Here is a 21,642-nt window from a genome sequence, read left to right as displayed (position 1 = left end):
TGCTTGCAAGCATGCACACCGACCACCTCCACTGGCCCTTGCCCGCCCACCGTCGCGGGACCTTACGCGGCATGGATGCCGCGTAAGAGCCTACATGGACGTACTTGCGGCGTGTCCCGCGACGGTGGGCGGGCAAGGGCCCTGCAACCAAACCAAGGACCAGCCGCTCTACACCTACCTAAGACGCAATACCGATTCAAAAGACCGCCGACGCGCGCCGATGGATCTGACCTCTCAACGCGGGCCGAACACGCTAGCCCTGCGCGAAGTCGCCGCAATACCATCGGCGCCCAGGAGCAATCTGGTTCCCCAGGTGCTGAGGCGTGCGGCATTCCAGCCAACTGCAATGTCCAGCGATTTGGTGCTGCTGTCGTTGCCCGACCACGACCAGCCCATGTAGCCGACGCTGTACTCGCGTGCGCGCCGCATGATCGCCGCTTCGTCCACGTGCGCGCCGCGATGGTCTCCACCGAACTCGCCGATCACCAGCGTCAGCTTTTTATCGCGGAAGGCACGCAGATAATTGTTGACCGTCGCATCGCTGCCGAACACCTCGTACATGTGCACGCTGAAGATCACATTGCGCTTGCTGTCGCGCGCCAGCAGTGCAGCAGCGTTGTCGCGCATGTAGAACTGCCAGTCCTGCCCCCAGTTCGGCGCATCCACCATCAGCGCGTGGGTCAGACCGCTTTTGCGTAACGCAACGATCGCGGTGGCATGGCCGTTGACCCATTCACTCGCGCTCAAGCGATTGCCGAACGGCTCGTTGCCGATATTGATGATCACGTGGTCTTCGTTACCGATCAGCGCCTTGCGGATGCTGGTCCAGTAAGCGGTGGCATGGGCCAGACCGGCCGCCGCGCCGTCTTCGCCATAACCGGTGGTGTCGTGCACTTCCAGCACCGCGATCAGGCCCAGGCTCTTGCAACGCGCAATGATGCGCGCCACCTCGGCTTCCGGTGTGCGGTTCCAGCGGTAGCCGGAGCTGAGCACCACCCGCACGCTGTTGGCGCCGGTCGCAGCGATGGCCACCAAGGCTGCATCGGTACGGCTTGCGTACCAGGCATGCGGCAGATTGACCCCGCGCAACACCAGCGCGTTGCCGTTGGACTCACGCAACTGCGTGCCCGAGACCGACAATCCCGCATGCGCAGCAGACGAGAGCGCCAGACCGGCGGTGATCAGGAGCATGCGTTGAGCGAAAGACTGCAATAATTTCACGATCGGTTTCCAGGCAGGGACGTCGTAACCGCGACGGCGGAATCCACAGATCGCATGAACACTGTGTCAACTCCCGACAGCGGTGAAGGCAACCCAGATCACAGAAGCAACCACGCGCTGAAATAAATCGGGCTTGTCGCTGGCTCTACGAATCTGCGTACAGCCAGTGATCGGCCGTAAGCCGGCAATGTTTAGCGGTCTGGAGGCATTCCGTCGCCGCTTGTGCGACAGGCTTTGCAGATCAGGAATGTCGTCCGAGTCAGACCAATCAGCGACGCTGCGAGTCGCGGTAAACACCGCGCGATTGCATCGATCCGGGCAGCGACAGCGCATGGCACGCCGCCTGCCGGCAGTACAGCCCGCAATCAACTGAACAAAGCCAGTCGCCCCTGATCAAGGGATCACGCTTCAGGCCGATACGAACACATGCAATCCATGCTCAGCTCTGCCGAATCCCTGCTTTCGCCGATGGCCGATGAGTCGACCCGGCTGGCCGTCCTGCGTGGCTTGTGCCTGCTGGACTCGCCACCGGACCCGATGTTCGAGACCATCGCCGCGATGGCGGCACGCACTCTGGGCGCGGAAATCGCGCTGGTCTCGCTGGTGGACGAGCACCGCCAGTGGTTCAAGGCACGTATTGGCCTGGAGGCGCAGGAAACCCCGCGCGACCAGGCGTTTTGCGCCCATGCGATCCGCTCGGACGAGGTGATGGTGGTACCCGACGCGCAGCTGGATCCGCGCTTCTGCGACAACCCGCTGGTGCTGGGCCCGCCGTTCATCCGCTTCTACGCAGGCGCACCGCTGAAACTGCTCGACGGCCACAGCATCGGCACCTTGTGCGTGATCGGCACCAGCCCGCGCCCAGGTCTGGACGCAGCGACCATCGCCCAGTTGGAAGGCCTGCGCGACCTGGCCGTACTGCGGGTGGAAAACCTGCGCAGTACCACCTATCGCGATGGCCCGACCGGTCTGCCCAATCGATCGCGCTTTGGCGAGGACCTGGATGCCTGGCTCTCGCAACGCGATACCGCGCCGACCACCACTGCGGTGGCGGTGGACATCTGCGGCAGCGATTACTTCCGCGACATGGTCAAGGCGCTGGGCTGGGATTACGCGGACGGCTATGTGGCCATGGCGCAACGTCGTCTGGCGACCTATCTGCCGGCCGGCACCGCGCTGTATCGCCTGGACCCGACCACCTTCGGCTTTCTGGCGCAGGCCGAAACGCAACGCTTGTCCACACTGTGCACCAAGGTCTCCAAGGCCTTCGCCGAACCGCTGGAACATCAGGGTATTCCGCATACGGCCGTGGCCTCGATCGGCGCGGTTGCGCTGCAGACCAGCTATGGCGCGGCCGATACCATCCGCTCGCTCACCACTGCGGTGGATGTCTCACGCGAGCGCGCCTTGCCGTGGAGCATGTACGAGCGCAAGCACGATGTGGCCCAGCGCAATACCTTCCGCTTGCTCGCGGCCTTACCCGCAGCGCTCGACAGCGCCAGCCAGTTGCGTCTGCATTATCAACCGCGCGTGGATCTGCACGATCACCGCTGCGTGGCGGTGGAAGCGCTGCTGCGCTGGCAGCACCCGATGATCGGCCCAGTGATGCCGTCCGACTTCGTACCGATGGCCGAGAAGACTGCGCTGATCAATCGCATCACCGCCTGGGTCATCGACAACGGCATCGCCCAGGCCGCGCGCTGGCAGCAACAAGGCCTGGACTTCAATCTGGCCTTGAACGTGTCGGCCGCCGATCTGGACCGGCCCGGTTTTGCCGGCCTGCTCAAGCGTGGATTGGAGCGCCACAAACTGGATCCGCGCCGGCTGGAAATCGAATTCACCGAAAGCGCGATGATCCGCCACCCGGAGCATCTTGCCGAGCAATTGGCAGCCATCGCGGCGCTGGGCGTGCATATCGCCATCGACGACTTCGGCACCGGCTACAGCAATTTCAGCTATCTCAAGCAGCTGCCGGCCAGTTCGTTGAAGATCGATCAATCCTTCGTCCGCTCGCTGCCGGACAGCCGCACCGACCGCACCCTGGTGCCGGCGATGATCCAGCTCGGCCACAGCCTGGGCCAGCGCGTGGTCGCCGAAGGCATCGAGTCGGCCGAGGCGTATGCGCAGTTGCGCGCCTGGGGCTGTGACGAAGGCCAGGGTTACTGGATCGCCAAGCCAATGCCGGCCGCCGCGTTGGAAACCTGGCTGCAGACGCCGTGGCATGCGCAATTTGAAGCCCCGGTCAATCTGCTCGCCGCGAGCCTGGCGGCTGCGCGGGTGTAAATCGTTGCGTCGCGTATAAACCACAACGTCCAAACGCACTGCGGCGCGACACCTGCGTGCCGCGCCGCGTGCAACAACCGATGTCAGCCGGTTGCGTTGGCGATTACCAGAACACCGCGTACAGCGCGATCAGAATCACCACCACGCCGATCGCACCGATCTTGAAGCCCAGCGTGGTGCCGTAGGCCACATCGTCGGTGCGGATCAGATCGCGCGCCTGGGTGGGCGCGGTCATCAACGACACCAGCACCGCCAGCACCAGCGCCGCCACGAACACCACGCCGATGCGGTCCATGAACGGCAGTTCCGGCCAGGCGAACTTGAGCGCGAACGACAACACCACCGAGCCGATCGCCGCGGTCAATGCGCCAGCTTCGTTGGCGCGCTTCCAGAACAGGCCGAGCATGAAGATCACCACCACGCCCGGGGTAAAGAAGCCGGTGAATTCCTGGATGAACTGGAAGCCCTGATCGAAGTTGCCCAACAACGGCCGCGCGGTGAGGATGCCGATCACCACCGCCACGATGGCCACGATACGGCCCACGCGCACCAACTGCTTCTGCTCGGTCTGCGGGCGGAACTTGGCGTAGAAATCCAGGGTGAAGATCGTCGCCACCGAATTGATCTTCGAGGCCAGCGAGGCCACGATCGCCGCGACCAGAGCTGCAAACACCAACCCCAGAATGCCGGTCGGCAACAGCTGCATCATGGTCGGATAGGCCTGGTCGGGCTTGGCCAGATCCGGTGCCAGCACCACCGCAGCGATACCCGGCACCACGATCACCAACGGCATCAGCAATTTCAGGAACGCGGCAAACACCATGCCCTTCTGCGCCTCACCGATGTTCTTGGCCGCCAGCGCGCGCTGGATGATGTACTGGTTGAAACCCCAGTAACTGATGTTCATCACCCACAGACCGCCGAGCAGCACGCTCAGGCCGGGCAAATCTTTGTAGAACGGGTTGTCCTTGCTCAGGATCATGTGGAAATGCTCGGGGTGCGCACTCCACAGCTGCTTGAAGCCGGCCAGCACGCCGGCGCCGTCGCCGATCCGCGCCAGGGTCAGCCCGGCCACCAGCAGGCCGCCCAGCACCAGCAGGGTGACCTGCACAATGTCGGTCAACGCCACTGCTTTGAGACCGCCGTACAACTGGTAGACCAGCGCGAACACTCCGATCAGCGTCAGCGCCAGGGTCTGGTCCATACCGGTGACCTGGCTGACCGCGATCGACCCCAGCCACAGGATCGAGGTGAGATTGACGAACACGTACAGCAGCAGCCAGAACACCGCCATCAGCGTGCGGATCCACTTGCCGTAACGCTGTTCCAGGAACTGCGGCATGGTGTAGATGCCGTTGCGCAAGAAGATCGGCAGGAAGAACTTGCCGACGATCAACAACGTCAGCGCCGCCATCCATTCGTAGGAGGCGATCGCCAGACCGATCGCATAGCCGGAACCGGCCATGCCGATGATCTGCTCGGCCGAAATGTTCGCGGCAATCAGCGAGGCGCCGATCGCCCACCACGGCAACGACTTGCTCGCCAGGAAGTAATCCTCGGCGCTCTTGGTGTGGCCTGCCTTCTCGCGCGAGACCCACTGCGCGAGCACGAAGATGCCGGTCAGATAGACCAGCACAATCACGATATCCAACGTCGCCAAACCCACTGCACTCTCCTGTCTGGCTCTGGGGTGTGCGTCGTGGACCGGACAGGTCTGCAGACTGCCGCCGCCCGCACCGTGTGCATGACGGCAGCGCGGCGAACCGCAGCTGCAGGCCGTCCCGGCCGATCGACGCGCGCGTCCCGCGGCGGCTGATGACACCACCGCTGAGGGTGGCCGCTGTAACACGTCGCCGGGGCCGGCGACGCGTGTGTTGCTTGATTACCTGCACACTCCCGCAAGCGCGCCTGCGGGAGTACTGCTTACTTGACCGGGCAGTCGAGCGTGACTTCGGCTTCGTTGAGCGCGCCCAGCGCGATCTTGGAGATCGACAGATCCAGCGCTGCGCCGCTTTCGATGCTGGCGACCTGGCTCAGCTTGGTCACATCGGCACCGGCCACTGCGAAGCACTTCAACGGCACGCCGACCACCTTCCACTGGCCTTGCGGCAGCGCGGCCAGGGTCTTCTGTGCATCGACACGGCCGCTGCACTTGTCGCCGCAGCCCACGCCCAGCCACACCGGCGCAGTCACTGCACTGTCGCGGCGCACGGTCAGCTGCAGCTGCACATCGCCGTTGCTCTCACGCGAGACATCGACCGGCTTGCCGGACACCAGCAACACGCTGGAGGCCTTGGCACCGGACCACACCAGACGCCGCGCGTCTTCCTGTGCCTTGTGGTCGACTGCGGTCATCTTCAGGCTGCCATCGGACAGACCCACCGGCAGCGTGGTCGCCGGCATGTTGGCCTGGCCGGCATTGGACAGCTGCATCGCAATGCCCAGCGCCGGCTTGCCGCGCACGAAATACACCCCACCCACCGACTGCTCACCGGACACGCCCGATTCCTCCGGCAGTGCGGCCAGGTCGCCCTTGTCGGCATAGGTCAGGCCGAAGCCGAACTTGAACTGCGGGTCGTAATCCTTCTGGCCGACGTTGTTGGCGAACTGCACCGCTGTCTTGGGCCAGGAGAAGCTCAGCTTGCCCTTGAAGTCGTTCTGTACCGTGCCATCGGCCTTGCGCAGCAGTACGTCGGCAATGCCCTCGCCTTCCGAACCCGGCAACCAGGCGGCAACGAACGCATCGGCCGCGTTGATGTACTGGTTCATCCACAACGGACGCCCGCTCAGGAACACCGCCACCACCGGGATGCCCTCGGCCTTGAGCTTCTTGATCAGTGCCAGTTCGCTCTCATCGCCCGGCTTGTACAGCAAGGTGGCGATGTCGCCCTGGAACTCGGCGTACGGGTTCTCGCCGAACACCACCACCGCCACGTCGGGCTTGGTCTTGTAAGCGCCGTCGACTGCCAGCTCGGCCTTGCCGCCGGCCGCCTTGATCTGCTTGTCCAGGCCTTCCCAGATGGTGTTGCCATTGGGGTAATCGCTGCGCTTGGTGCCGGTGCCCTGCCAGTTCAGCGTCCAACCGCCGGACTGCTTGCCCATGTCGTTGGCGCCATCGCCCAGCACCAGCACGCGCTTTTTAGGGTCCAGCGGCAGGATGCCGGCCTGGTTCTTCAACAGCACCAGCGACTCGCGCACTGCCTGACGGGCGATCGCGCGGTGTTCCGGCGCGCCCAGCAATTCGTACTTGCCGCCGAGCGGGCGCTTGGACGGCTTGCCGGCTTCGAACAGGCCCAGACGCAACTTGACGCGCAGGATACGGCGCACCGCATCGTCCAGGCGCTCAGCCGAGATCTGGCCCGACTTCACTGCCGCCAGTTCGGTGTCGTAGATGCCCTTCCAGCTGTCGGAGGCCATCGCCATGTCGACGCCGGCAATGAACGAGGCCGGGCAGTTTTCGTTGGTGCAGCCCTTGACCTGGCCGTGGCCGTTCCAGTCGCCGACCACGAAGCCGCCGAAGTTCATCCGGCCCTTGAGCACGTCGGTCAGCATGACCTTGTTGCCGTGCATCTTTTCGCCGTTGAAGCTGTTGAACGAGGCCATCACCGTCTGCGCACCGGCCGCGATCGCCGGCGGATAACCGGCCGCGTGGATATCGCGCATGGTGGCTTCGGACACCTTGGTGTCGCCCTGGTCCTTGCCGTCGGTGGTGCCGCCGTCGCCGACGAAATGCTTCACCGAGGAAATCACGTGGCTGCCGTCGAGGAACTGCGGGGTGCCCGGCACGCCCTGCACGCCTTCGACCATCTTGCCGGCGAAGCTGGCCACCACGTCCGGCGACTCGGAATAGCCTTCGTAGCTGCGGCCCCAGCGGTCGTCCTGCGGCACCGCCACGGTGGGCGCGAAGGTCCACTCCATGCCGGTGACGCGGGTTTCGGCAGCGGTGACTTCGCCGATCTGCTTGATCAGCTCCGGGTTGCGCGTGGCGCCCAGGCCGATGTTGTGCGGGAACAGCGTGGCGCCGACGATATTGCTCTGGCCGTGCACCGCATCGATGCCGAAGATGATCGGGATCGCGTTGCCGCCCTTGGAGGTGTCCATCGACGCTTCATAGAACGCGTCGGCCAGCTTCAGCCACTCGGCCGGGCTGGCGTTGTACTTGCCGCCCGGATCGGAATTGCCGCCGGCCAGCACCGAGCCAATGCGGTACTTGCGCACATCGTCCGGGGTCATGCTGGCGATGTCGCCCTGGATGGTCTGCGCGACCTTCTCTTCGACGCTCATCTTGGCCATCACATCGGTGATGCGCTGCTCCAGGGCCTGGTCCTGCGCGAACGGCCACTTCGGCGACGGCCACTGGTCGGGATGGATCGTAGTGGACGCCTCGGCGGGTGCGGCGGCCGGCGCGGTCTTGCTCGCCTCGGCAGCGGTGTCCTTGCCTTGGCAGGCGGCCAGCATCAGCACTGCAGCGGCGGTGGCCAGAGAAAGGGCGCGACGCGCGACGGGCGCGGCGGTACGACGAAGCAGCTTGTCCAAGATCCAGGTCTCCAGGTGGTTCTCCCCACGGCGATGCGTGACGCCGCAGGCCATTAGGCGGCGTACGCTTGCGTGATTCCCCTACCCTGTCAACCGCGCCAGCCCATATGCCAAATGGCCGGCAACTTATTGGCCGCGGCTATAGCCTTGGAATACCGGCAGCACCTGTCAAACCACGGAAAACCGCCGAATCCGGCGCGCTGCTTGGCATTCGACAAACGTGAACTTTGTTGCATCGCACCACTCGGTGCTGTCAGGGATGCGCAGCCGGCCCGTGTCGATACAGCGTGGTCGGGTCCGCTGCGATGCGCACATCCAAACCCCAGCCAACGGGTGAGCCCGTCGTCAAACAACTGTCATACGGCCGGCCTAGCGTGACCGGCTTGCCGATGCGCCGCAGGCCATCGTTGATCGTTGTCTTTGCCTGGAGTTTCGATGTCTGCCTCCCCCGATCCCGCCCGCCGCCGCCTCATGCAACTACTGGCGTCCGTCCCGATGCTGCCGCTTGGCAGCGCCAGCGCCGCCGCCCTGCAGCAACTCGGTGGCGCCGCCTTGGCTGCACGCCCGTTACGGCCCTCGGAAAATCCGACCCAGTTGGTGTCGGCCACGTTCCATGGCATGCCCGCGCCCAGTCTGGCCAACCCGGCTGCCATGGCCACCACCACGGTCGGCTCGGCACTGACCATCGCCCGTAGCGACGGCAGCACCCAACGCTACGATTTGGCCTATCACCCGTTCTTCGTCACCGGCGACCAGGTGCCCGACGGCAAGGGCGGCACTGTGCTGGCTGGCGGCTATTACGACATCCAGCACCGGCCGATCATCGACCGCTCCAAACCCGGTGCCGAACGCCCGTTCTTTTCCGATTGCCCGGACGGCTCTTCGCTGCTGACCCTGCCCAATGCCAAGGTGACCGGAGTCAAAGGCAACCACGTGTTCGCGGTGGTGCAGTTCGAATACACCACCCGCGACCAGGCCGGCAACGACACCAACCGCCATTTGCCCGCACCGATCGCGGTACTGACGCTGGACCAGGACCCGGCCACCGGCAAGCTGTCGCTGGTGAAGTACCACAACGTCGACACCGCGCCGGTGCACGGGCTGTGGACCACCTGCGGCGCCAGCCTGTCGCCGTGGAATACCCATCTGTCTAGCGAAGAGTACGAGCCCGACGCCACCGCGCTGGCCGGTAACACCCAGTTCCGCAGCTACAGCACGCATCTGTACGGCGACCCGGAGAAAGCCAATCCGTATCACTACGGCCACCTGCCGGAAATCACCGTGCATCCGGACGGCACCGGCAGCGTACGCAAGCACTATTGCCTGGGCCGCATCTCGCACGAGCTGGTGCAGGTGATGCCCGACCAACGCACCGTGCTGATGGGCGACGACGCCACCAACGGCGGGCTTTTCATGTTCATCGCCGATCGCAAGGCGGATCTATCGGCCGGCACGCTGTACGTCGGCAAGTGGCACCAGACCTCCGGCGTCGGCCCGGGCGCCGCCACGCTGAGCTGGATCAAGCTCGGCCACGCCACTAGCGCCGAGATCCAGGCCCTGGCTGACCGCCTCACCGCCGCCGACATCCTCGACGTGCATCTGAGCGACCCGGGCGATTCATCCTTCACCAAGATCCCGTTCAACGGCACCTTCAACTGGATCCGCATCAAACCCGGCATGGAGAAAGCCGCAACGTATCTGGAAACCCATCGCTACGCGGCATTGGCCGGCGGCAGCCTGGGCTTCACCAAACTCGAAGGCACCACCGTCAATGCCCGCGACAAGGTCGCCTACATGGCGATGTCCTACATCGTCACCAGCATGCGCGACGGCTCGGGCGATGTGAAGGTACAAGGTCCGGACTCCGGTGCGGTATATGCGCTCAACCTGCGTGGCGGCCGCCACGACAGCAGCGGCGCGCCGATTCACAGCGAGTGGGTACCGATCGACATGGCCGCTCCGGCCGCGCTCACCGGCCACGACCTGGCCAAGGCCGATGCGCTGGGCAACCTGGCCGACCCGGAACGCCTGGCCAACCCGGACAACCTCAAGTTCTCCGAAACCCTGCGCACCTTGTTCATTGGCGAAGACAGCAGCCTGCACGTCAACAATTTCCTGTGGGCCTACAACGTGGACAGCGGCACGCTGACGCGTGTGCTGTCGGTGCCCGCCGGTGCCGAATCCACCGGTCTGCATGCAGTCGACGAGATCCACGGCTGGACCTACGTGATGAGTAATTTCCAGCACCCCGGCGACTGGGAAAGCCCGCTGCACGACACCGTCAAGGCCACGCTGGATCCGCTGATCCGCGCCAACTACAAGAACCGCTTCGGCGCGGCGGTGGGCTATCTCACCGGTGACCCGGTGGCGGTGAAGTTGGGCAAGGCCTAAGCGCATGGTCTCGTCGCTCGCAGTGCTGGCAAAGCGCTGCGAGCGGCATGGTCTTTCGTCCGTTATATCAACTGCGCGACGGGCGCTCGTGTGAGGGCGCGTGAGTCGGTCGAGCGTGCGATGCCCTTACCGCGCGCGGGACACGCAGTGAACCCGTCCATGGGGGCTCGGTGGCGGCATCCATGCCGCCACACGGTCCCGCAATCGGTGAGGACACCGCACCAGACAGAGTACTGGTTGCTTTGTTGAAAGCTACGCACACCGACCAACTCGACTGGCCCTTGCCCGCCCACCGTCGCGGGACCTTACGCGGCATGGATGCCGCGTAAGAGCTTACAGGGACGTACTTGCAGCGTGTCCCGCGATGGCGGGCGGGCAAGGGCCCTGCAGCAAACGCGAAGAAGTCGAGTGCGTCGAGGGCACGGTGCCCTCACCGCTCGCGGGACACGCCGTGAACCCATCCCTGGGGGCTCGGTGGCGGCATCCATGCCGCCACACGGTCCCGCAATCGGTGAGGACACCGCACCAGAGAGTTAGTCGGCTGCTTTGTTGAAAACATGCACACCGACCATCTCGACTGGTCCTTGCCCGCCCACCGTCGCGGGACCTTACGCGGCATGGATGCCGCGTAAGAGCCTACACGGACGTACTTGCGGCGTGTCCCGCGATGGTGGGCGGGCAAGGGCCCTGCAGCAAACGCGAAGAAGTCGAGTGCGTCGAGGGCAAGGTGCCCTCACCGCTCGCGGGACACGCCGTGAACCCGTCCCTGGGGGCTCGGTGGCGGCATCCATGCCGCCACACGGTCCCGCAATCGGCGAGGACACCGCACCAGAGAGTCAGCCGATTGCTTTGTTGAAATCATGCACACCGACCATCTTGATTGGTCCTTGCCCGCTCACCGTCGCGGGACCTTACGCGGCATGGATGCCGCGTAAGAGCTTACAAGGACGTACTTGCAGCGTGTCCCGCGATGGTGGGCGGGCAAGGGCCCTGCAGCAAACCCGCAGATCAGCCGGCCTGCAGTAGACCGGTGTGAAGTAGGTTTACTAGCCACTCCTAATATTCAATCAGGCAGGCGACTCGCGCATGTCCGCCCGGATACTCTGCTCAAAACGCGCGGCGCGTCTCCAATGCCGCCATCACGATGGGCTTTGCCTAGTCGGGCACCTGCGCCAATTCCTCCAACGTTGTCGGGTAATGCAAGCCGGCACGATCCAGTTCCAGCACCAGCAGCGGCTCGGCCTGCCCCGCCGCATCGGCCGGCGCGCTGTTGTCGTAGACGTGCAGCACCGCCAGATGCGGCAACAGCGCGATCAGATTCTCACGCGAAGCATCGAAGCGTTCGCGGATCTTGTGCTCGGCAATGGCATGCCCGCCAGCGGCAACGCGTGCGGCCACACGTTCGATATGCAACTCGACCATCGACAAACCGCAGAACCAGACCGCCACCGTGTGCTGCGCGCAGGCCTCGCGCAGCAGGCGCGGGATGGTCGTTGCGCCAAGCGTGGTTTCGAACGCGTAATCGCGGCCATCGGCCATCGCCTGGCGTAGCCGCCGTACCCCTTCCTGCCAGGCTTGTGCGTTGGCCTCTTCGAGCGCCCAACCCTGCTCCACCAGTTGCCTGGTGAACGCGTCCGGGTTGAACCAGGTGGCGCCGTCTTCCCGCAACAAGCTGCCCAGCAGCGAACTCTTGCCGGCGCCGTTGACGCCGGCCAGCACCAGAATATTGCCCACGACTTAGAGCGACGGACCCAGGGTGATCTTTCTGCCCCTGCGCGCCGGCTTGCTGATCACCTTGGCCAGGCCTGCGCCTTCGGTCACTGCCGCCAGATGCGCATCGAACTTCAGCTGCAATGCCTTCAGCGATTGCGCCCGCGTCGATGCATCGGCGGCCGCGCTTGCCTGACTCACCAGGCGGCGGTATTCCTCCGCATCCACCACCACCGCCTCGGGGTGATTGTGATTGGTGATGACCACTGCGCCATGCGTGCGCACCTTGCGCATCAGGCTGGGCCAGCCCTTCACCTTGATGTCGGCAGCAGGAGATTTTTCCAGGCCGGGCAGATCCTGCGGGTGTGGCATCGGACGGTCCTGCAAGGAGTGACGGGTATCAGCCTACTCCCAAATTTACCATTTTTGGTAATTTGGCCATTTTAGCCAGACCAGCCTATGCCGGCGTAGAGAGCGCCTGCAGGCTGCGGGTCGTATACACCCACGCACCGTACCGCTTACCCCAAACGACAACGAGGCCCGAAGGCCTCGTTGTCCAGCACGCTATCGCTGCGCGACTGCTCAGCCGCGCAACTTGGACAGCAGCTCGCGCGTCACCGGGTCTGCCACGTCGGCCGACTCGCCCTTCAGCGCCGGCAGCAACTGGCTGGCCAGTTGCTTGCCCAGCTCCACACCGAACTGGTCGAACGCATTGATGCCCCACATCACCGACTGCACGTACACGCTGTGCTCGTACATCGAGATCAGCGCGCCCAGCGATTGCGGGGTGAGCGCATCGAGCAGGATCACCGTGCTCGGGCGGCCGCCCGGATAGCTGCGGTGCGGATCGCTGCTGTCCTGGCCGTTGGCCAGCGCCTCGGTCTGCGCCAGCACGTTGGCCATCAACGCGACATGGTTTTCCGCGTATGGATCGTCGTTATGCACGGTGCCGATGAAATCGGCTGGCACCACGCTGGTGCCCTGGTGCAGCGCCTGGAAAAAGCTGTGCTGCACATCGGTGCCCGCACCGCCCCACCACACCGACACGGTGTCGCTATCCACCGCAGACCCATCGAGCTTGACCCGCTTGCCCAGGCTTTCCATCACCAGCTGCTGCAAATAAGCCGGCAGCAAAGCCAGACGCTGGTCGTAGGTCATCACCGCATGCGTCGCGCTGCCAAGCAGGTTGCGATTCCACACGGCAGTGAGCCCGTGCAGCACCGCGATGTTCTCTTCCAGCGGCGTGTTGAGCGCATGCACATCGAACTGCGCTGCGCCTTCGAGCAACTGCTCGAAACGTTCGAAACCAATGGCCAATGCAATCGGAAAACCCACCGCCGACCACAGCGAATAACGCCCGCCAACCCAGTCCCACATCGGCAGCACGCGGCTTTGCGCGATGTCGAACGCTTTGGCGGCGCGCTCCGGGTTCGCACTGACCGCATACAGCCGCTCGCTGCCGCCCAACCAGGCATGCAGGATGCTGCCGTTGAGCAAGGTTTCCTGGGTGCCGAAGGTCTTGGAAATCAGGATGCCGGCGGTGCGCGCCGGGTCCAGCGTTGCCAGCGTGCGCTGCATCGCCGCGCCATCGACATTGGAGACGAAATGCACGCGAAAACGCGCACCCGACGGAGCACGCAAGGCATCGGCCACCAGCCGCGGACCCAGGTCGGAGCCACCGATGCCGACACTGACGATATCGGTGACGTCGGTGGCTTCCAGTTGCTGAATCAATGCGCCCATGCGTTGGCGTACTTCGGCAGCCGTTGCATACGCTTCGGAGGCCACCGACGCGTCGGTCAGATCGCCACGCAACGCGGTGTGCAAGGCAGCGCGTTGTTCGGTGACATTGACCTGCTCGCCGCGGAACAGACGCTGGAACGCGCCGGCCAGATCACGCTCGCGCGCAATCGCGAACAAGGCATCGAGCGCGGCGCGGTCGTACTTCTGCCGCGCGAAGTTGAAATACAACGGACCGACTTGCCTGGCGTACTGCGTCGGCCGTTGCGGCTCGGCGGCAAGCAATGCGGGGATGGCAGCGCCGCGCAGGCGCTGGGCGTGGGCGTGAAGCGCGTCGAATCCGTTGGTGTGTGTCATGCGGCCTGCGTGGGGATGCTGTGGTTGGTGTGGGAGATCGCGTTGTGCGCGTTCACATATACCAGATTGGGCTTGAAGGTCTTGGCTTCGTCTTCGCTCATGCTGGCAAAGGCGGCAACGATGATCAGATCGCCGACCTGCACGTGACGCGCGGCGCCGCCGTTGAGCGACATGATGCCGCTGCCGTCTTCGGCACGAATGGCATAGGTGCTGAAACGCGCACCGTTGGTGACGTCCCAGATATGCACCTGTTCGAACTCGCGGATGCCGGTGGCTTCCAGCAGCAGGCCGTCGATGGCGATCGAGCCTTCGTAATTGAGCTCGGAGTGGGTGACGGTGGCGCGGTGGATCTTGGCTTTCAGCAGGGACAGGTGCATGACGGGCAACGGCTAAAGGAAAGCAGGCATTTTAGCGGAAAGCGCCCGCGCCGACCGGCCTGCAGCGCGGTCGGTGGTGAGGGCTTCAGCCCGGCCGCAGCGGCGGCCCTCAGAATTCCAGGTTGTCGATCAACCGGGTGTTGCCCAGGCGTGCAGCGATCAAGGCAACCCGCGCGCCAGTGTTGCTGTCGCCCGGCTCGCTGAGGTCGGGCAGACGCACCACTGCGTAGTCGACGCGGAAACCGGCCTGTTCCAGCGCCTGGGTGGCGGTGTCTTCGACCTGAGCACGCGGCGTGCCGGCGGCATAGCGCTCGCGCATCTGCAACAACACCTTGCGGATCTGCGCCGAGCGCGGGCGCTCGTCGGCCGTCAGGTACTGGTTGCGCGAGCTCATCGCCAGGCCGTCAGCCTCGCGCACGATGCTGCCGCCCAGGATCTCGATCGGAAACGCCAGGTCGGCCACCATCTGCCGGATCACCGCCAGCTGCTGATAGTCCTTCTTGCCGAATGCGGCCACGTCCGGCTGCACCTGATTGAACAACCGCGCCACCACGGTGCACACGCCATCGAAGTGCCCCGGCCGGCACACGCCTTCCAGCACATCGCTGACGCCCGGCGCATGGATCGGCGTGGCCAATGCGGTGCCGAGCGGATACATGGTGTCCACGTCCGGCAGCCACAGCGCATCGCAGCCGGCGTCTTCCAGCCCGCGCAGGTCGGACTCGGGCGTGCGCGGGTACCGCGCGAAGTCTTCGTTCGGGCCGAACTGGGTCGGGTTGACGAACACGCTCGACACCACACGGTCGGCGTACTGGCGCGCCAGCATCACCAGTGAATAATGGCCGGCGTGCAGGTTGCCCATGGTCGGCACCAGCGCCACGCGCAAGCCCTCACGCTTCCAGCCGGTGACCAGTGCGCGCAGGGTGGAAAGATCGGTAATGGTCTGAATCATGCGGCGTACGCGTGCTCTGCATCGGGAAAGCTGCCGTCGCGCACGGCTTGCGCATACGCGCGTACCGCGCCCGCAACCGAGCCGCCTTCGGCGAGGAAATCCTTCACGAACTTGGGGCGGCGATGGCCGCTGTCCAGGCCCAGCATGTCATGCATCACCAGCACCTGGCCGTCGCAGCCGGGGCCGGCACCGATGCCGATGGTGGGCACACTGAGTTCGGCGCTGATCTGCGCGGCGATCGGGGTCGGCACGCATTCCAATACGACCAGGCTGGCACCGGCATCGACCACCGCCTGCGCATCGCGACGCAACTGCTCGCCGGCTTCGCCGCGTCCCTGCACCTTGTAGCCGCCGAAGCGCAGCACCGATTGCGGGGTGAGCCCCAGGTGCGAACAGACCGGGATCTCGCGCTCGACCAGATAGCGGATGACCTCAAGCTTGTGCCCGGCGCCTTCGAGCTTGACCATCTCCGCGCCGGCCTGCAGCAGCTGGGTGGCCGCGTCCAGCGCACGCTCGGGCGTGGCATCGGCCTGGAACGACAGATCGGCCACCAGCAACGCACGCTCCAGCGCACGCGCGACCGAGGCGGTGTGATAGACCATATCGGCGGTGGTCACCGGCAGCGTGGAGGCATGCCCCTGCACCACCATGCCCAGCGAATCGCCGACCAGAATCAGGTCCACGCCATTGGCATCGAAGGTGCGCGCAAAGCCGGCGTCGTACGCGGTCAACATGACCAGTTTTCGACCGTCGCGCTTGGCCTGCGCCAAGGCGGGCACGGTCCAGGGCTTGCTGTCGGTATGGCTGCTCATGAAGTCATTACGTGGGGTGATAAGCCGGCCATTATCTACCCAATCGGCTCCAGCCCGCTGACCTGGATCGATTGCAAGGCGTGCCGCACTGTTCCATGCCCAGGAATGATCGCCTCCGGAGCCAGCTCGGACAGCGGCAACAGCGCAAAGGCGCGCACCTGCAGATGCGGATGCGGCACCTGCAGGCGCGGCAGGTCGATCACCTGATCGGCATACAGCAGCAGATCCAGGTCCAGCGTGCGCGGGCCCCAGCGCTCACCGGCCTGGCGCTGCCGACCGAAGGCCTGCTCAATGCCGAGTAAAGCGTCCAGCAACTGCAGCGGCGCCAGCGTGGTGTGCAACTGCGCCGCGGCGTTGATGAAATCAGGCTGGTCCTCGCGGCCCCAGGCCGGCGTGCGATACAGGCGCGAGGCCGCAATCAACGTGGACTGCGGCAACGCGCCGAGCGCGGCGATGGCGGCGCGGACGCTGGCCTCGGCCGGGCCCAGGTTGGCACCCAGGCCGACAAAGGCAGTGTGCATGCCCTACTCGCCTGCAGGGGCGCCGGTGCGACGACGGCGGCGGCGACGCTTGCGCGGCGCGCCTTCGTCGCCTTCCTGATCGACCTGCGCGGTTTCGATCGCATCGACCAGCTCCTGGCCGGAGGACTTCTGCGCCTCGCGCCAGAACTCCACGTCGGCGGCGTGATCCGGCGAAGCAAACTGGCGCAGCACCAGAAAATCGAACGCGGCGCGAAAACGCGGATGCGACAAGGTGCGGAACACGCGCTTGCGCTGACGCGAGGAAAAGCGCGTCTGCAGCAGCCAGATTTCCTGCATCGGCAGCGAGAAACGGCGCGGCAAGGCCACGCGCTCGAGCTGATGCAAGGTGACCCGGTCGGCGGCGCGTCGCTGCGCGTCTTCCGGCTGCACGCCTTGTGCCTGCAAGCCCATCAAGGTGCGGCAGAATGCCGGCCACAGCAGCAAGGCGAACAGGAATGCGGGCGACACCGGCTCGTCGTTGGCAACGCGTGCATCGGTATTACGCAGGCCTTCCAGCACCATGGCGCGCAATGCGCCGCTGCGGTTGGATTTCAGGGCTGCGGCACTTTCGGGGAAAAGTGCGCCGAGCAGGCCATAACGCTCCAGGCCTTCGAAACTGGCCACGCCGTGCCCGGACAGGAACAGCTTGAGGATTTCTTCGAACAAGCGCGCTGGCGCGGCTTCGGACAACAGCCCGGCCAGGCGCGGAATGGGTTCTGCAGTACCGGCTTCGATATCGAAGTTCAACTTGGCCGCCAGGCGTACCGCGCGCAGCATGCGCACCGGATCTTCCTGGTAACGCAGCTCCGGGTCGCCGATCAACTTCATCAGCCGTGCCTGCACGTCTTCGAAGCCGCCGCAGTAATCGCGCACCGAGAAATCCTCGATCGCGTAGTACAAGGCATTGCAGGTGAAGTCGCGGCGGATCGCGTCGTCTTCGATGCTGCCGTAGACGTTGTCGCGCACCAGCCGGCCGTTATCCAGTTCGCGATCGCCGCTGCCGTCATCGACATTGGCGCGGAACGTGGCCACTTCGATGATCTCGCGGCCGAACACCACATGCGCCAGGCGGAAGCGCCGGCCGATCAGACGACAGTTGCGGAACAGCGCTTTGACTTCTTCCGGCGTGGCGCTGGTGGCGACGTCGAAATCCTTGGGATGCCCGCCAACCAAAAGGTCACGGACCGCGCCGCCGACCAGGTAGGCGCCAAAGCCCGATTCGCGCAGGCGGTACAGCACGCGCAGCGCGTTTGGGCTGATGTCCTTGCGCGAGATGGTGTGCTGGTCGCGTGGAATGACGCGCAGCGTGAACGGAGATGTAACTGAGGGTTCGATGATGGCGTTTCCGTTTTGTGTTGCAGGATTGCCCAACGGCTGTTGCCACACTATACTAGCCCGCTGCACAGGACGCGACAAAACGCTCCCTTCGTCTAATGGTTAGGACGTGGCCCTCTCAAGGCTAAAACAGGGGTTCGAGCCCCCTAGGGAGCACCACTCCCGTCTCGCTGCAGAAAAACGCCAGGGCCCCGCATTGCGGGGCTTTTGCGTTGTGGCGCAGGCGTCATCGCGCAGTGGGTCTGCACTGCATTGCGCAGTCGCTGCAGCTCGAAGCCAAGACGCGAGAGGCGCCTGAGCCACCGCGTCAGAGAGTGCGAGCCTGCCGTGCTGAGACGTTCACCGGTCGAGGTCGTTTGCAGGCGCTGCGTGGCTTGCTGCGAACATGCCGAAGACGTTCCTCAACATCGCTGCCGATCAGCAGCGGCGCATCCTCGTATTCGTACCGACCGCGTTGGCGCGCATGACCATGTACGGACCGACCAAGACGCACGCTTGCGCGGTGACTTGCCTACTACGCATCGTCGGAAGATCGACACCACACTTGCGTGGAAGTGGCGCACAACGCAGCGAATTCTTGCACGGCATGGCAATCCCTCAATCGGCAAATGGATGAAAGCCCTCGGCAGCGCTGTCGGTCTCGGCAACCGCGTCGTGGGCATGCAGACTTTCGAAATGGCGAACCGCCACATGGAAGTTGGCATAGCGCTCGGCCAGTATCTTGCGCAGACGCCGCGCAGCGTCTTCGACATACATCAGGTTGGCGCCGTTCAAGCGCGCAAACGCCTGCTCGTCGATGCGCCGTACTGCGGCCTGCACCGGCGTGGCCAGCGCTTGTTCGCACAGACCGACCAACTCGCGGATATCGAACCGCTGCGTACAGGCGATCAGATCCACGCGTACCTGCGCCACGCTGCGCTGGCTATGCGGCGTGGCGTACGAGCCGTGATGTTGCAGCCAGTGCGCAACGTCTTCCGGCGGCAGTGCCTCACGCCCGGCGTGTTGCTGCAAGAACGCCTCGCTCAGCAACTGGCGCGATAAGGCCGCAGAGCATGGGCATGTAGAGGCGTAGAGCACATCGATCTGCAGACGCACATGGCTGCGCCCTGCCCTGCATTGCGCGTCGATCCGCACCGGATACGCGCGCCAACCGGCCAACCCTTCGCTCAGCAATGCCGGCATGCGCAGCATCAACTCGAAAGCCAGCGACACGCGCGCCGCGCGGCTTCCGCAATCGGCGTGGCTGTCGATCATGGCCTGCAGCAAATGCGACAGCATCGCCGGCGACAACGGTTGCTCCAGGTGCTGATCGAGCAATCGATACAACCGCGACATATGGATGCCCTTGCGCTCGGGCTGTGGCAGGTCCACCTGCACAGTGGCGCGTGCAGCCACAGTTCCGCTTGGCTCGGCTTCGTCCAGGCGCACCGGCATGGCGATGTCCTGCATGCCCACCCAACGCAGCGGCGCGCTCAAGGTGGAAAGTTCGGTAACGGCAACATCGGGAAGCGTGGCGGACATCGAAAGCTCGTTGAATGAGGAGGGAGTGATCGCGCCTCAGGCGCGACCGGGAAATGCCTGAAAGTAATCGTCGATGCCGGCGTGCAAGGTCTGCGCAAGTTCGTCCTGATGCGCATCTCCACACAGCCGCCGGCAATCGTCGCGATTGCTCATGAAGCCGGTTTCCACCAGTAGCGAGGGAATATCCGGCGACTTCAACACCGCAAAGCCGGCCTGCCCGACCTGGTTCTGATGCAGCCGTGTCACCTGCTGCAGACGGCCGAGCATCAAACTGCCGAACTGCAGGCTGCTGGCGATGGTGCCGCTCAGCGACAGATCGGCCAGCACCTGCGACAACACCGGATTGCTCGGCACCCGCAAACGGCGCGCGCTATCGCCCATGTCGTCGGCAGCGTTCTCGCTATCGGCGATCCAGCGCGCCAATGCGGAGCTGGCGCCGTTCTGCGACAGCGCGAATACCGAGGCACCGCGTGCTTCGCTGTTGGGTGCAGCATCGGCGTGGATGGAGACGAACAGATCGGCGTTGTGGCGATGGGCGATCAACACCCGCTCATGCAGCGGCACAAAGCGATCGTCGCTGCGGATCATCGTCGGCCGGTAACGCGGATCGGCCGCCAGACGCTGGTGCAGACGCCCCGCGACCGCCATGGCCACATGCTTCTCGTAGCGCGCATCTGCACTGACCGCGCCAGGATCCTTGCCGCCGTGGCCGGCGTCGATAGCGACCACGTAGGGGTGCAGGCGCGAACGTGTGGGCACCGCCGCTGCGACGGCCGGATCGCTTCGATCGGCGGCGGACAACGACGCAGCGCCGGAAGCCGCAGCAAGATCCAGCACCAGCGCATTGCCCTCCCACCGCGCAGTCGCTGCCAGCGGCTGCGCCAGATCGAGCACCACGCGCAATCCGTCCATCTGCGGACCGCTGCGAATCGCGACGACGGCAAGGCCGCCAGGCAACGGATCGATCCGCGGTGGCTGGGTCGAGACGCCGGACAGGTCGATGACCAAGCGCTCGGGATCGGACAGACCGAAACTGCGGTACGCGACCTGGCCGCTCAAGTCGAGTCGAAGCCGCAGGCCGTCATCGTGCTGCTGTACGCCGCAGCTGCGCAGTGCGGGAACCCCTTGCGCATAGCCCAGGCCCGGCGACAGCACCAGCCCCGCGCCGGCGGTCTGCAGCAGCTGTCGCCGCTTCATTGCGCCCGTCTCGGACTATCGGTGAAGCGGCTTCGCCATCTCCGATCTGGTGACCGACTCGGCTTGGAGCACACGCACAACGGCATTGAACACGACACGGGAGGCCAGGCTGAGCGAAGAAGATGAAGTGTTATAAAGTAACATTTGCGACGCAAAAGCAAGCCCGTGCGTGTTCGCCTGCGTCTTCACGTTCATTTCCTCGTCTACCGGAGCCCGCCCAATGTCCGCCGCCCTCCCCGCCAGCTACACCGCGTGGCGCCACTGCATCGAAGTCGATTGCGCCCAACCACTGACCGCCCCTTTCATCGCCGAGCGCCTGACAAACCTGCGCGACTCAAGCGACCACCACACCCAGCAGTTCGTGCGTCGTTGGGGCCAGGCGCATCACCAGCAAGTGATTGAGTGGTTTGAGCACGCACGTACGGATTTGGGGCTGGGGCGTTAATTCAATAATCCCACGACCTTCAAAACGTCTTTGCACAGGTGGCACTTCTACCGAACTGAGCAATATCTCGTATGAGAGAGTCAGAATGTGACGAGCCGCTACCGTGTGATAAAACGCAACGTGGCCCAGGCGCCTGAACCTGCTATCCATGCTGCATGATCCGTCAAATAACTGACTTTGCGTATTCCAGCGAGCACTCCGGTCACTCAGCAACTTACAGCCCTTTAGAAATCTGAAAGGCTTG

The 21,642-nt window shown here is 64.6% G+C and carries 16 protein-coding genes and 1 tRNA gene; 4 read left to right on the top strand and 13 right to left on the bottom strand.

Features of this window, described 5'->3' with window-relative positions; translation table 11 throughout:
* Window positions 1-234: 234 nt before the first annotated feature.
* Window positions 235-1,221, bottom strand: coding sequence for a glycoside hydrolase family 5 protein (locus NMB96_RS15735; protein WP_023904698.1), 987 nt, complete (start codon window positions 1,219-1,221; stop codon window positions 235-237).
* A 435-nt stretch (window positions 1,222-1,656) separates the two neighbouring features.
* Here NMB96_RS15735 and NMB96_RS15730 point away from each other — a divergent pair, with 435 nt between their 5' ends.
* Entirely contained in the window at window positions 1,657-3,504 is a 1,848-nt protein-coding gene (locus NMB96_RS15730; RefSeq protein ID WP_255086976.1) for a putative bifunctional diguanylate cyclase/phosphodiesterase, read from the top strand.
* A 103-nt stretch (window positions 3,505-3,607) separates the two neighbouring features.
* Here NMB96_RS15730 and NMB96_RS15725 read toward each other — a convergent pair whose 3' ends face one another.
* Together NMB96_RS15725 and NMB96_RS15720 are read right to left on the bottom strand one after the other, a co-directional pair.
* Window positions 3,608-5,170, bottom strand: a complete 1,563-nt coding sequence (locus tag NMB96_RS15725; RefSeq protein ID WP_023904700.1) for a sodium/sugar symporter — start codon at window positions 5,168-5,170, stop codon at window positions 3,608-3,610.
* A 257-nt stretch (window positions 5,171-5,427) separates the two neighbouring features.
* Window positions 5,428-8,040 carry a glycoside hydrolase family 3 protein gene (locus tag NMB96_RS15720; RefSeq protein WP_043889848.1) on the bottom strand — a complete coding sequence of 871 codons (2,613 nt, stop codon included), beginning with the start codon at window positions 8,038-8,040 and terminating at the stop codon, window positions 5,428-5,430.
* 435 nt (window positions 8,041-8,475) lie between these two features.
* On the opposite strand from NMB96_RS15720, the gene NMB96_RS15715 reads away from it, so the two are divergent.
* Complete coding sequence (locus tag NMB96_RS15715; protein ID WP_043889350.1) at window positions 8,476-10,431, top strand: PhoX family protein; 1,956 nt, start codon at window positions 8,476-8,478, stop codon at window positions 10,429-10,431.
* Window positions 10,432-11,586: 1,155 nt separating this feature from the next.
* Here the strand turns inward: NMB96_RS15715 and NMB96_RS15710 are convergent.
* From NMB96_RS15710 to pcnB, 8 genes are all read right to left on the bottom strand, one after another.
* Window positions 11,587-12,165, bottom strand: a complete 579-nt coding sequence (locus NMB96_RS15710) for an ATPase (RefSeq protein ID WP_255085245.1) — start codon at window positions 12,163-12,165, stop codon at window positions 11,587-11,589.
* 3 nt (window positions 12,166-12,168) lie between these two features.
* Window positions 12,169-12,513: a type II toxin-antitoxin system Phd/YefM family antitoxin gene (locus tag NMB96_RS15705; protein WP_255085243.1), complete on the bottom strand. Its 345-nt coding sequence runs from the start codon at window positions 12,511-12,513 to the stop codon at window positions 12,169-12,171.
* Between the two features lie 210 nt (window positions 12,514-12,723).
* Window positions 12,724-14,238: a glucose-6-phosphate isomerase gene (gene pgi, locus NMB96_RS15700; protein WP_255085241.1), complete on the bottom strand. Its 1,515-nt coding sequence runs from the start codon at window positions 14,236-14,238 to the stop codon at window positions 12,724-12,726.
* The gene (gene panD, locus NMB96_RS15695; protein WP_003481969.1) at window positions 14,235-14,615 is read right to left on the bottom strand and encodes an aspartate 1-decarboxylase; all 381 of its coding nucleotides are present in this window, start codon (window positions 14,613-14,615) and stop codon (window positions 14,235-14,237) included. Before panD ends, pgi begins: the two co-directional genes overlap by 4 nt.
* A 109-nt stretch (window positions 14,616-14,724) precedes the next feature.
* Complete coding sequence (gene panC, locus NMB96_RS15690) at window positions 14,725-15,567, bottom strand: pantoate--beta-alanine ligase (RefSeq protein ID WP_255085240.1); 843 nt, start codon at window positions 15,565-15,567, stop codon at window positions 14,725-14,727.
* Window positions 15,564-16,379 (bottom strand): 3-methyl-2-oxobutanoate hydroxymethyltransferase, encoded by an 816-nt coding sequence (panB, locus tag NMB96_RS15685; RefSeq protein ID WP_023903876.1) that lies wholly within the window; start codon window positions 16,377-16,379, stop codon window positions 15,564-15,566. The genes panC and panB overlap by 4 nt, the downstream gene beginning before the upstream one ends.
* 35 nt (window positions 16,380-16,414) lie before the next feature.
* Window positions 16,415-16,900: a 2-amino-4-hydroxy-6-hydroxymethyldihydropteridine diphosphokinase gene (folK, locus tag NMB96_RS15680; protein WP_255085239.1), complete on the bottom strand. Its 486-nt coding sequence runs from the start codon at window positions 16,898-16,900 to the stop codon at window positions 16,415-16,417.
* A gap of 3 nt (window positions 16,901-16,903) precedes the next feature.
* Window positions 16,904-18,271, bottom strand: coding sequence for a polynucleotide adenylyltransferase PcnB (gene pcnB / locus NMB96_RS15675; RefSeq protein ID WP_176341789.1), 1,368 nt, complete (start codon window positions 18,269-18,271; stop codon window positions 16,904-16,906).
* Window positions 18,272-18,319: 48 nt separating this feature from the next.
* Between pcnB and NMB96_RS15670 the strand changes: the two genes are divergently transcribed.
* Window positions 18,320-18,394 (top strand) — tRNA-Glu (locus NMB96_RS15670).
* Window positions 18,395-18,832: 438 nt separating this feature from the next.
* On the opposite strand, the gene folE2 is transcribed toward NMB96_RS15670, so the two are convergent.
* Both folE2 and NMB96_RS15660 read right to left on the bottom strand, forming a co-directional pair.
* Window positions 18,833-19,756, bottom strand: a complete 924-nt coding sequence (gene folE2 / locus NMB96_RS15665; protein WP_255085237.1) for a GTP cyclohydrolase FolE2 — start codon at window positions 19,754-19,756, stop codon at window positions 18,833-18,835.
* Window positions 19,757-19,792: 36 nt separating this feature from the next.
* Complete coding sequence (locus NMB96_RS15660; RefSeq protein WP_255085236.1) at window positions 19,793-20,953, bottom strand: N-acetylmuramoyl-L-alanine amidase; 1,161 nt, start codon at window positions 20,951-20,953, stop codon at window positions 19,793-19,795.
* Window positions 20,954-21,173: 220 nt separating this feature from the next.
* Here NMB96_RS15660 and NMB96_RS15655 point away from each other — a divergent pair, with 220 nt between their 5' ends.
* Window positions 21,174-21,398 (top strand): hypothetical protein, encoded by a 225-nt coding sequence (locus NMB96_RS15655; protein WP_255085235.1) that lies wholly within the window; start codon window positions 21,174-21,176, stop codon window positions 21,396-21,398.
* Window positions 21,399-21,642 lie beyond the last annotated feature (244 nt).

The sequence above is a fragment of the Xanthomonas hortorum genome (assembly GCF_024339125.1).
Classification (GTDB): domain Bacteria; phylum Pseudomonadota; class Gammaproteobacteria; order Xanthomonadales; family Xanthomonadaceae; genus Xanthomonas; species Xanthomonas hortorum.
The sequence above is the reverse complement of the archived record's forward strand: the minus strand, read 5'-3'. Positions and strand labels throughout refer to the sequence as shown.